Below are 11,349 nucleotides of genomic sequence, written 5' to 3'. Positions count from 1 at the left end.
GAGCCTGCGCAGTCTGCGCGCCGGCATCCGCACGGCTGCCGCTGCTGCCGAAGTCGATATGCTGGTCGCGCAAGGCGATACCACCACGGCGTTTGCCACGGCGCTGACCGCACGCGATCTGCGTCTGCCGCTGGCGCATGTCGAAGCAGGCCTGCGCACCGATCATCCGCTGCGCCCATTTCCGGAGGAATATTTCCGTCGCGGCATCGCGCGAATGGCGCAACTGCATTTCGCGCCGACCGAAACCGCGCAGCGCAATCTGCTGATCGAGGGCATCGCGAGCGAGCGAATTCTCAAAGTCGGCAACACCTCGATCGATGTCCTGCGCGAGGTGCTCTCGCGGCCGCAGCAGACGAATATGCCGCTGCCCGCAACGCGGCAACTGATTACCCTGACCCTGCACCGCCGCGAAAATTACGGCCGCGGCCTCGACACCGTGTGTGCGGCGATCCTGCAATTGCTCGATGCGACGCCCGATGTCGGCGTGGTCTGTCCAGTGCACCCGAATCCAGCGGTCGGCGCGCGCATCCGGCGGCATCTCGCCGGCCATCCGCGCATCGTCTTGACCGAGCCTCTGGATTACCGTCCGTTCATCGCCTTGCTTGCGCGTTCGACGCTGGCGATCACCGACTCGGGCGGCATCCAGGAGGAAGCGCCCTATCTCGGCACGCCGATTCTGGTCGTGCGCGAAAATACCGAACGGCCGGAAAGCGTCGCACTCGGTACAGCGACGCTGGTGCCCGTGAGCGTGCCGGGCATTGTCGCAGCGGCGCAGCGTCTGCTCGGCGCGCCGCGTCCGGCTGCCATCGCGTTCGACGAGCATGCCCCTTATGGCGACGGCCGCGCGGGCGAACGCATCGCCGCGCACATGGTTTCGTTCTACCACAGCACGCTGCGCGCCGATGTGCCCGCATCCGTTCCCGCGCTCGCCCTGTAGTTTCGTGCATCCCACGTCGCAGCAGCGCGCATTCGCCAAGGCGGAACGGAACGTGATCGCGCCGATGCCGGATTTTGCTGACACCACAACGCTGATCTCGGCAGCGAGCGATGCCGCGGCACGACTGCGCGCGTGGTTGCTGCACGGTCCCGCGCAAGTGCGCGCAGGCGCACACGCTGGCGGCATTGCCGGCATGATCGCGGCGGACGGCAGGCCACACTACGTCTATGCGGAAATCACCGGCTATTACCTGAGTTGGCTCGCCGACATCGGCGCTACCGAATCGGCCGCGCTTGCCGCCGAACCTGCTGCGCGAGCCATCACCTGGGTCGCACGTTCGTTCGCCACCGGCCAAGTCCCCGCGACGCGCATATATTATCTGGATGCAGCGCAGGAACAGACCGACTGGCGCAACGATGCGGTGTTTTTCTTCGATCTCGCCATGCTGCTACGCGGTCTCGATGCAGCATCTGCGGCTCGAATCGCCGCCGTGCCGGATGCGTCGCGCGAGCTGTTGCTTGGGGAACTTGCCCGCTTTGTGGAAAATGATACTTTGCGCTGCGCACTGCCGCTGCATGCTCCCGCATCGCTGCCGCTGCGCTGGTCTACCTGCGGCGGCCCATTCCTGGTCAAGGCAAGTTCACGCGTCGCCAGCAGCAGTACACCGCTGCCCTCCGCGCTCGCGCGCGCTTGCGCACGCGAGAACAACCGTTTCGCGGCATGCGCTGCGGCCATCGAACTCGGCATGCTGCATCCGACGCTGTACTTCGCCGAAGGACTGCTGCTGGCGCGCCCGGACTGCGCAGCGGCGATCGCACGCCTGCTGCGCCGCTGTCTCGACCTGAGCCGCAGCGACGGCACGCTACCGGAAAGTGCGGGCGGCACAGCGGATGGCAAGATCAAGCTGCGCTACGACATCATCGCCCAAGCTTTGCGCGTCGGCCTGCTGCTGCGCGAATCGGCTGTGACGGGCGCACCGGCGCCGAGCGAACTCGACCGTCTCGCCGCGGCACTTGTCGCACGTGTCGATCCGCGCGGCTTCCTGCCATTCAATGCCGATACCGCGACGCAGGCCAACGTCTGGTGCAGCATGTTTGCCGAACAGTCCTTGCGCTGGTACGCAGACACTTCCGCACCCGGCGTACTGCGGCCCAGCGCCGGGACACTTGTATGAACGCCATCGCGCGTCGCATCCCGCGCCTGCAGCGCATCGGCTTCATGTTGCGCCTGCTGCCGCTCTTCGGCGCCCTGCACGTCGCTGACTATCTCGCTGCGCGCCTCAAGCCGCGCTGGCCGCAACCACGGCGCGAAAAGGTCGCAACGCGCGGCGTGTCGGTGATCGTGCCCGAACGCGGCACACCAGAACTACTCGCCACCACACTGGCCGCGCTTGCGAGAGCCTGCACGAAGATCGATGAGCCCGTGCAAGTCATCGTGGTCGTCAACGGCGCCAAAGCCGAGGACTATCGCGAGCTTGTCGCTGTACACCCGGATTTCGAATGGCGCTTCCACTCCGAGCCATTGGGTTACGACGGCGCGGTCGCCGCGGGAATTGCCTGCGCGCGCCAGCCGTGGACGTATCTGCTCAACAGCGATATGCGCCTGGACGCCAACGCGCTCGCCGAACTGCTGCCATATCGCCAGCCGCAAGTGTTCGCGATCACGTCGCAGATTTTTTTCGAAGACGCAACGCGCCGCCGCGAGGAAACCGGCTGGTCGGATTTCCATCCGCATCACGACCGCGCGGAGATGTACGAACGCACACCGGAGCCCGGCAGTCTGGCGCGCGGCAATCTCTATCCGGGTGGCGGGTCGTCGTTGTGCCGCACGCACCTGCTGCGTCGCTATGTGCGCGATGCGCACGAATACCATCCGTTCTACTGGGAAGATGCGGACTGGGGACTGCGCGCCTGGAACGAGGGTTGGGAAGTGCTGTTCTGCCCGACCTCGCATGCCTGGCACCAGCATCGCGCGACGGTCAATCGCTTTTATACGCGCGCCGAAATCGAGCGCGTGATCGCGCGCAACGCGCGCTGGTTCGATATGCGCCACGCATGGACGCAACTCGCGCCCATCGAACACCTGCGCCGCATCGCCGCGCAAGCGCCGGAACATTGGCACGAATATGCAGGTGTCGGCCGTGCCTGGCGCACACTGCGCCTGCGCCTGCGCGCGCGTCACGCGCAACTGCTCGGTCTGCGCTACAACAAGATCGCCGTCGACCGTTACTATGGACCCGTCGTGCCGAACACCAGCGCGGAGACCCGGCGTCCGCGCGTGCTGGTCGTGTCGCCGTTCGCTTTGTTCCCGCCCGCGCACGGCGGCGCGCGGCGCATCGCCGAACTGGTGACGCGGCTGGCGGACCGGGTCGATTTCATCCTGCTCGGCGACGAACGGTCGCTGTACACGCCAGCGTCCGAGCCGTGGCTGGCAAAGCTGCGTGCGACGCATCTCGTCGAAGGTCGCGGCGATCGCATCGGTGAAGCGCGATTGACCCTTGCGCAGCGGCAGCAACGCCATGCCTGGCCGACGCTGCGCGAGGAAACGCAACGCCTGATCGCACTGTACGATCCGGATATCGTGCAGGTCGAGTTCATGGAACTGGCCAATCTCGCGCAAGGACGCGCGGGTCGTGCGCGCTGGCTGCTCGCCCTGCACGACGTCTACCTCGACGGCGGTGACGAGGATGCGGCGCAAATCGCGGCGATGGCGCGCTACGACGCACTGACCGCGTGTTCCGGCGAAGACGTCGCCCTGCTGGCGCATGCGCACGCCGCACTGATCGGCAATGGCGCTCAGGATCGCCGCGCAGCTGGCACACCGTCGCCGCAGACGCCGCACCTGCTGTTCATGGGACCGTTCCGTTACGCACAGAATCGTTTCGGCATCGTCGAATTTCTCGATGTCGCATGGCCGGCGCTCAAGGCACAATTTCCGCAGCTGCGCCTGACGGTGCTCGGCGGCAGCGAATCGAAACCTTACGTCGAAGCGGATCCGCGCCTGCGCCAAGACGGCGTCGAAGTGATCTCGGACTTCGTCGATCCCGCGCCCTATCTTGCCGAATGCGCTTTGAGCATCAATCCCCAGTGCGACATTCGCGGCTCCTCGATCAAACTGATCGAGTCGCTGTTTGCGCGCCGCGTCTGCGTCAGCACTGCTGACGGCGCACGCGGATTTGCACAGGAACAATTGAGCGGCCTGGTCATCGCCGAGGATATCGCCGGCATGGCTGCGCCGATCGCGGCACTGCTCGCCGACCACGGGCGTCGACACGCGCTCGAATCCGCCGACGATGAGCGCCTGGAGACGCATACTTGGGATGCGATCGCCGCGCGCCAATATGCGCTGTACCAGCAGTTGTTGCCGCCACGCTGATCAGCGCACGCGACCAATGAGTACGGCGAACCTTGGCACATGGTCCTACGACGCGATCGCCGACATCTACGCGAGCGACATGGGTCAGAGCATGCCGTTCGACGACATCGGCTGGTACCGCGCGCTGTGCCAGCGTGAATGCGACGTCGGCAATCGTGTGCTCGAACTGGGTTGCGGCACCGGACGCATCCTGATCGAGCTCCTGCGCGCCGGCATCGATGCGGTTGGCGCCGATCGCTCGTTGCCGATGCTCGCGCGCCTGCGCAAAGATGCAGGAAAAGATATTGTGCCCAAGGTCGTGCAGATGGATATCGCCGCGCCGGCCTTGCGCGGACCGTTTCGCGTCATTCTGCTGCCCTATTCGCTGATCACGTATCTGCACGACGCGGCGCTTGCGACCGCAGCGGTGCAGCGCATCGCGGCGTCGCTGGAGCCGGGCGGTTGCCTCGTACTCGACGCGTTCGTTCCGCGGCCGGTGGCGACGTTCGCCGAATTCCGTCAGGACTATCGCCGCGCACACGGCGACAGCATGCTCGAACGGCACAAGCGCATCACGGTGAACGCCGACGGGAGTAATCGGATCGAGCGTCGATATCGCGTATTCGCAGCGGACGGCAAGCTACGCGAAGAATTCACCACCGAAGAAACGATCCGGCCCTACAACCCCTGCGAACTGATCGAACTTGGTGCCACCGCGCAGCTGGACGTCGAGTCGAGTATCTGGGACTACGGCCAGCAGCACGATCCCGCAGAAGCGCGCTTCGCGACCGTGGTCCTGCGCAAGCGCGATTGAGCACGTCTTCAACCGGCAGGGGCCCCGCCAGCGTGAAACCAGCATCCTGCCGCGCTGCGAAGCCATCACCTATCCGCGCCGCGCCCATTCTTCGCGAACGCGTTCGACCTCGCGCAGGGTCTCATCCGGCGCCTCGAATTTTGGCAGTTCGCCTATCGTGACCGGCCCCGCCGCCGCGCATTGTTGGTTGAGCCACGCGTGCAGATCCGCATGCACCGGCGAGAGGCTGGCATGTTAACGCGATACCCAACTTTTGCGAGGCAACGCCATACGCGCAACCATTGACGCAAAAACCCGTGCCGGCTTGTAAAGTTTCGCAGACAATGGCGGACCTTGGTCCGTGTGCCGCCGGCCCAGCGCCGCCGAACGCGGGGCTTGATTGGCGCACGCGCTGTCTCCACACTGCGCGGCGCTCAGGTTGTCCAGAGAATGTGAAGGGAGTGGGATGAGCAGTAGATACAACGCCGCCGATATCGAAGTGCTGTCCGGCCTGGAACCGGTCAAGCGCAGGCCGGGCATGTACACCGACACCTCACGTCCGAATCACCTGATCCAGGAAGTGGTCGACAACTCGGTCGACGAGGCACTCGCGGGGCACGCCAAGACGATCGACGTGATCGTGCACACCGATGGCTCGGTCGAAGTCAGCGACGACGGTCGCGGCATGCCCGTGGATATTCATCCTGAGGAAGGCATTCCCGGCGTCGAACTGATCCTCACGCGCCTGCACGCGGGCGGCAAGTTCTCCAACCGCAATTACCAGTTTTCCGGCGGGTTGCATGGCGTCGGTGTATCGGTGGTCAACGCGCTGTCGTCGCGCGTGGAAGTCGCGATCCGCCGTGATGCGCAGGTGTATCGCATGAATTTCAAGAACGGCGATCGCTCGAGCAATCTGTCGGTGGTCGGTACCGTGCCGAAGAAACAGACCGGCACCACGCTGCGCTTCTGGCCGGATCCGAAATACTTCGATTCGCCAAAAATTTCCCTGCCCCGGTTGAAGCATGTCCTACGCGCGAAAGCCGTGCTGTGCGCAGGCCTGACTGTGCGCCTGACCGACGCGGCGAGCGGCGAGAAGGACGAGTGGTACTACGAGGACGGCCTGCGCGACTATTTGCGCAGCATGCTGGGCGCGAACGAGTATCTGCCCAGCGACCTGTATCAGGGATCGCTCAAGCGCGACAGCCACACAATCGATTTCGCCCTCGCCTGGTTGCCGGACGGCGAGCTTACCCAGGAAAGCTACGTCAATCTCATTCCGACCGCGCAGGGCGGCACGCATGTGAACGGCTTGCGCACCGGCCTCACCGATGCGCTGCGCGAATTCTGCGATATCCGCAATCTGTTGCCGCGCGGGGTCAAGCTTGCGCCCGAGGATGTGTGGGATCGCCTGAGTTTCGTGCTTTCGCTGAAGATGCAGGAGCCGCAATTTTCCGGACAGACCAAGGAGCGCCTGTCCTCGCGCGACGCCGCTGGCTTTGTGCAGAACGCGGTGCACGACGGCTTCTCGCTGTACTTGAATCAGCACACGGAACTCGGTGAGAAGATCGCCCAGCTCGCGATCGAGCGCGCCACTTTGCGTTTGAAAACCGAAAAGCAGATCGTGCGCAAGAAGATCACCCAAGGCCCCGCCCTGCCCGGCAAGCTCGCCGATTGCGCATCGAGCGATCTGACCCGCACCGAATTGTTTCTCGTCGAAGGCGACTCCGCCGGCGGCAGCGCCAAGCAGGCGCGCGACAAGGATTTCCAGGCGATCCTGCCATTGCGCGGCAAGATCCTCAACACCTGGGAAGTCGAATCGGGCAGCGTGCTCGCCTCGCAGGAAGTGCACGACCTCGCGGTTGCGATCGGTTGCGATCCCGGCAAGGACGATATCTCCGGCCTGCGCTACGGCAAGGTCGTGATCCTCGCCGACGCAGACTCCGACGGCCTGCATATCGCGACCCTGCTGTCCGCACTATTCCTGAAACACTTCCCGACTCTGGTGCGCGAAGGTCATGTCTTCGTCGCGATGCCGCCGCTGTTTCGCGTCGATGTCGGCAAGCAGGTGTTCTATTGCCTCGATGAAGCCGAGCGCGATGCGATGCTGGAAAGAATCGAGCGTGAAAAAATCAAGGGCGCGGTCAACGTCACGCGTTTCAAGGGCCTCGGCGAAATGAATCCGTCGCAATTGCGCGAATCGACCATCGATCCCGACACGCGCCGCCTGGTCCAGCTCACGATTGGCGATATTGAAGCCGGCGACGACGGCACCAGCAAACTCATGGACATGCTGTTGTCGAAAAAACGCGCGGCCGATCGCAAGGAGTGGTTGGAGACCAAGGGCGACCTGGCGTCGCTGGAGGTATGAAGCTCAATCGGGGCTGGTATCGTCCGCCTCGCTTCAAACGTCGAGTGTCTGTTCAAGCAACATCCGGATCAATGCCTGCGTCGGCGCCGCGCGCTCGGCGGCATACGCAAACGAGTCCTCATCCATGTAATTGCATTGCGCAAGTTCGAGCTGCACGGCTTCGACGCCGTGCGTGGGGCCGCCGTAGTGGCGCGTGATATAGCCGCCTTTGAAGCGCCCGTTCACGGCAAACGTATACTGCTTCTGCGATTCCAGCACCGATTCGAGCCGCCGCTGCAACGGCGGCGAACAACTCGCACCAGCCGCGGTGCCGAGATTGAAATCAGGCAGACGCCCGTCGAACAGGAACGGCAACACGCTGCGGATCGAATGCCCTTCCCACAACACGACGCGACCGTGCTGCTGCCTGATCCGCTCGACTTCCCCTGCGAGCGCGGTGTGATACGGCCGCCAATATTGCTCGACGCGCTGGGTGATTTCTTCCGCCGCGGGCTCTTCGCCAGGCAAGTAGATCGGCTCGCCGGTAAAAGCCACACGCGGGCACAAGCCCGTCGTATTCTGCCCCGGGTAAAGCGACACATCGTCGGGCGACCGGTTCAGATCGACCACGTAACGCGAGTACTTCGGCACGATCATCGACGCGCCCAGCTCGCGCGCAAACGCGTACAGGCGAGAGACGTGCCAATCCGTATCCGGCACGCGGCACGCGGCGGGTGTCAGACGTGGGGAGATATCGTCCGGCACCGCCGTGCCATCGTGCGGCAGCGAAACGAATAGCGGCGCGGTGCCGCGATACAAAGTATAAATATCCATTCTGTATGCCTGCCTCAGATGCCGAATCGTGCCGGACTGAACGGCGCGGGATCGAGCACGCTTTCGCGGCCGCTCAATAGCTGGGCGATCATCTCGCCGGTCACTGCCGACAGGGTAACGCCGAGCATGCCGTGTCCGGTGGCGAGCATCAGGTTTTTCAGGTTTGCGGCGCGACCGAGGATCGGCAGATCGTCGTAGGTCATCGGCCGCCAGCCGTACCACTCCTCGACAACCTGCGGGCCCTCGGCCTCGATCAGATATTCCGCGGCGCCGCGCTTCAAGGCATCGAGGCGCGCGCGATTGAGCGAAGCGTCGTAGCCGGCGAATTCCATCGTGCTGCCGAGGCGATAACCGGAATCCCACGCCGTCACGCAAACGCTGCGCTCCCGCAAGGTCAGCGGAATCCGCGGAGCGCGCGGCGGACGCGTATAGGTGATCGAATAGCCTTTGCCGGGCTGAATCGGGATGCGCAGGCCGAGCTTGCGTCCGAGTTGCGGCGACCAGGCGCCGAGCGCGAACACAATGTCCTGTGCATTGAATTCGCCGTGGTCGGTCAGTACCGCGCCAATGCGGTCGTGCTCGATGCGGAAGCCGTCAATCCTGGTGGACTCGATTATTTCCCCGCCTTTTGCCTCGACCACACGCGCAAGCTCGGCTGCATAGCGATCCGGGCGCAAGCGCGCGTCGCCCGGATTGAAATAGCCCCCGACGATGCTGTCGTTCAGCGCAGGCTCCATCTCGCGGCAGCGCGCGGCGTCGATCACCTGCATCACGATGCCTAGTTCGGCCAGCATCTTCGGCATACCGCTCGCCTGCTCGAATGCAGCCGCGTCGCGATGCACATACAGCGTGCCGCTTTGCGCGAATTCGCAATCGAGATTTTCCGCCTGCACCAGCTCACCGATCAGCTGGCGCGAACGCAACAGCAGCGGCGCCTTGGCCGCGGCAATGCGCTCGTAGTCGCGCCAGTTGCAGTGCCGAGCAAACTGCAGCATCCATTCGAACAGCGGCAAATCCAGCCGCGGTGCGACGCGGAACGGTGCATCGGGCGTCAACATCCACTTGAGCGCCTTGGCTATCATGCCCGGTTGCGCAAGCGGCGGCGCATGGCTCGGCGTGATCGTGCCGCAGTTGCCGTGCGAGGATCCGCTGGCCAGCGTATTCTGTTCGATGATGGTGACGTTGCGACCGGCCTTGAGCAGATAGTGCGCGCAGGCGAGGCCGATCACGCCGCCGCCGAGAATCAACACATCGGATTTGCGCGAAGCAGCCACTATTTCATGTTCGCTACGTAGCCCGGCCCATGCACGAACTGGCCGGGCTTCGCGCCGGTATGCTCGCCGTCCTTGAGCACCTGCGTACCGTTGACGAATACGTCGCGCACGCCGGTGGCGTACTGCTGTGGTTCGGCGTAGGTCGCGTGGTCGGCGATCGTCGCCGGATCGAAGATCACGATATCCGCGAAATAGCCGGTTTTCAGTTCGCCGCGCTCGTGCAATTTCAGGTTGTGCGCGGGCAGCGAGGTTAGGCGGCGAATCGCGTCTTCGAGCGTGGTCACGTGTTCTTCGCGTACGTACTTGCCGAGCAGGCGTGCGAAATTGCCGTAGGCGCGCGGATGCGGTTGCGACAGCAGGAACGCGCCTTCCGGCGCGAACGAGCCTTCGTCGGAATCGAACGACATCCACGGCAACGCGATCGCCTGCCTGACGTTTTCCTCCGACATCAAAAAGTATACGGTGCCGACGCGACTGTGATCCTCGACAACCAGATCGATCGCGGTCTCTGCGGGAGACTTGCCGCGCGCCTTGGCGATTTCGGCCAGCGTCTTGCCGGTCAACGGTTTAAGCGCGGGATTCTTGAACGCGACCAGCAGCACGTTCTCGGGCTTGCCTGCCGCAAGAAACAGGTTTTCCCAGGCGTCGGTCGGCGTCTGCATCTCGCGGATCACACGCGCTCTGATTTTCGGATCGCGCAGGCGTTCGATCCATGCGTCGAGCCCACCTTCCTGCACCCACGGCGGCATCGCCGCATCGAGACCGGTGGCGCCGGCGGTATACGTGTACATATTTGCGGAAATATCCAGACCGTGGCTGCGTGCGTGCTCGATCATCGCAATCGCCTGCGCTTGCTTGGACCAGTTTTGCTCGCCGGCCGCCTTGAAGTGATAGAACTCGCCATGCACGTGCGCCTCGCTCGCGATGCGGATCAGTTCGTCGACGCTTTGCAGCAAGCGATTGCCCTCACTGCGGATGTGCGAGATATAACCGCCGCCGGATTCGCCCGCGGCCTTGGCGATGGCAATGAGCTCATCGGTTTTCGCGTAGAACGCCGGCGCGTAAATCAGCGCCGAACCAACGCCGACCGCGCCTTCGCGCATCGCCTGGCGCGTCAGTTCCTGCATGCGCGCGAGTTCGTCCGCCGTCGGCGCGCGATCGACATAACCTATTTCGTGGATGCGCAGCGTGGTCGCCCCGACGAACGATGCGATATTCGGCGAAATGCCATGCCTGACCAGCGCGTCGAGCCCTTCGCCGAAGCCGAGCCACTGAATGGGGTACTTCAGATCGCCCTGATTCTTGAGTGCCGTTTCACGCATTTGCGACGTCAGCGGCCCGAGCGATTCGCCTTCGCCGAAGACTTCGAGGGTGACGCCCTGCTTGATATCCGACATCGAGCGGCCGTCGATGAACAGCGAATCCGGCGCCCACGACAGCATGTTGATGAACCCGGGCGCGACAGCTAGGCCCTTGGCCTCGACTTCGCGCACCGCGTGCGCTTTCGACAGGTCGCCGATTGCTGCGATATGTTCGCCGCGCACACCGACATCCGTTTGCAACGCTGCGGCGCCGCTGCCGTCATAGACGCTGCCGTGGCGGATGATAAGGTCGTAATCGTCGCCCTTTGCCAGATGAGGGCGATGCCCGCGGGAATATTCCCTGCCGTCGCATGCCGAAAGCAACGCAACGAGAGTCAGGACCGCAGCAACCCAACGCACCATGATTTTCTCCGCGAGTGCAAAAAGCTCAGACCGTCACTCCGGCGAAGGCCGGAGGCGCTTTACAACAGCGAAGCTGGTCATCCAGC

The 11,349-nt window shown here is 63.9% G+C and carries 8 protein-coding genes; 5 read left to right on the top strand and 3 right to left on the bottom strand.

Features of this window, described 5'->3' with window-relative positions; genetic code table 11:
- The 5 genes from wecB to parE all read left to right on the top strand — a co-directional run.
- The coding region (wecB, locus tag VIE67_RS09300; protein ID WP_332025494.1) for a non-hydrolyzing UDP-N-acetylglucosamine 2-epimerase at nucleotides 1-937 on the top strand (937 nt) is incomplete at its 5' end.
- A 4-nt stretch (nucleotides 938-941) separates the two neighbouring features.
- Nucleotides 942-2,111, top strand: a complete 1,170-nt coding sequence (locus tag VIE67_RS09295; protein ID WP_332025492.1) for a hypothetical protein — start codon at nucleotides 942-944, stop codon at nucleotides 2,109-2,111.
- Nucleotides 2,108-4,312, top strand: a complete 2,205-nt coding sequence (locus VIE67_RS09290) for a glycosyltransferase (RefSeq protein WP_332025490.1) — start codon at nucleotides 2,108-2,110, stop codon at nucleotides 4,310-4,312. The genes VIE67_RS09295 and VIE67_RS09290 overlap by 4 nt, the downstream gene beginning before the upstream one ends.
- 16 nt (nucleotides 4,313-4,328) lie before the next feature.
- The gene (locus VIE67_RS09285) at nucleotides 4,329-5,105 is read left to right on the top strand and encodes a class I SAM-dependent DNA methyltransferase (RefSeq protein WP_332025488.1); all 777 of its coding nucleotides are present in this window, start codon (nucleotides 4,329-4,331) and stop codon (nucleotides 5,103-5,105) included.
- Nucleotides 5,106-5,550: 445 nt separating this feature from the next.
- A complete protein-coding gene (parE, locus tag VIE67_RS09280; RefSeq protein ID WP_332025486.1) occupies nucleotides 5,551-7,452 on the top strand; it encodes a DNA topoisomerase IV subunit B in 1,902 nt (633 codons plus the stop codon).
- 33 nt (nucleotides 7,453-7,485) lie between these two features.
- Here the strand turns inward: parE and hutG are convergent, their stop codons facing one another.
- The 3 genes from hutG to VIE67_RS09265 are packed head-to-tail and all read right to left on the bottom strand — an operon-like array spanning nucleotide 7,486 to nucleotide 11,263.
- Nucleotides 7,486-8,265, bottom strand: a complete 780-nt coding sequence (hutG, locus tag VIE67_RS09275) for an N-formylglutamate deformylase (protein ID WP_332025484.1) — start codon at nucleotides 8,263-8,265, stop codon at nucleotides 7,486-7,488.
- 14 nt (nucleotides 8,266-8,279) lie between these two features.
- Nucleotides 8,280-9,539: an NAD(P)/FAD-dependent oxidoreductase gene (locus VIE67_RS09270; protein ID WP_332025482.1), complete on the bottom strand. Its 1,260-nt coding sequence runs from the start codon at nucleotides 9,537-9,539 to the stop codon at nucleotides 8,280-8,282.
- The gene (locus tag VIE67_RS09265; RefSeq protein ID WP_332025480.1) at nucleotides 9,539-11,263 is read right to left on the bottom strand and encodes an N-acyl-D-amino-acid deacylase family protein; all 1,725 of its coding nucleotides are present in this window, start codon (nucleotides 11,261-11,263) and stop codon (nucleotides 9,539-9,541) included. The genes VIE67_RS09270 and VIE67_RS09265 overlap by 1 nt, the downstream gene beginning before the upstream one ends.
- Nucleotides 11,264-11,349 lie beyond the last annotated feature (86 nt).

Origin of the sequence: Rudaea sp. (genome assembly GCF_036560865.1) — a bacterium.
In the GTDB taxonomy this organism is placed as follows: Bacteria; Pseudomonadota; Gammaproteobacteria; order Xanthomonadales; family Rhodanobacteraceae; genus Rudaea.
This window is presented reverse-complemented; position numbering and strand designations above follow the sequence as displayed.

Coding starts and splice junctions, on each gene's coding strand:
- VIE67_RS09285 (WP_332025488.1), top strand. CDS start 4,329: ATGAGTACGGCGAACCTTGGCACATGGTCCTACGACGCGATCGCCGAC.
- VIE67_RS09290 (WP_332025490.1), top strand. CDS start 2,108: ATGAACGCCATCGCGCGTCGCATCCCGCGCCTGCAGCGCATCGGCTTC.
- hutG (WP_332025484.1), bottom strand. CDS start 8,265: ATGGATATTTATACTTTGTATCGCGGCACCGCGCCGCTATTCGTTTCG.
- VIE67_RS09265 (WP_332025480.1), bottom strand. CDS start 11,263: ATGGTGCGTTGGGTTGCTGCGGTCCTGACTCTCGTTGCGTTGCTTTCG.
- parE (WP_332025486.1), top strand. CDS start 5,551: ATGAGCAGTAGATACAACGCCGCCGATATCGAAGTGCTGTCCGGCCTG.